The following is a 211-nucleotide window of genomic DNA, read 5'->3' as shown; positions in this document are numbered from 1 at the left end:
CTCCATCCACGGAAGACCCAAAATATAGTGTGTGCAAATCCCGACAATGAATGTGGTAAGCAATACGCCCACAGTGGCGAGTGACAGGGCAGGCGTTGCTACGGGACGTACATTCGCCCACTTCGTCTGCATGCCTCCATCAAATAGAATAATAATAAGGGCTAAAATCCCAAAAAGCTGTGTTAGATACGCGTTGTTGTAGAAAACAAAC

The 211-nt window shown here is 46.4% G+C and carries 1 protein-coding gene; it reads right to left on the bottom strand.

Annotated elements, in window-relative coordinates; all coding sequences use genetic code 11:
* Positions 1–211: cation:proton antiporter domain-containing protein (locus tag LKX83_RS33585; RefSeq protein ID WP_227887656.1), on the bottom strand; the 211-nt coding region annotated here is incomplete at both ends.

The organism is Cohnella baijiui (assembly GCF_020731285.1).
Classification (GTDB): Bacteria; Bacillota; Bacilli; order Paenibacillales; family Paenibacillaceae; genus Cohnella.
The sequence above is the reverse complement of the archived record's forward strand: the minus strand, read 5'-3'. Positions and strand labels throughout refer to the sequence as shown.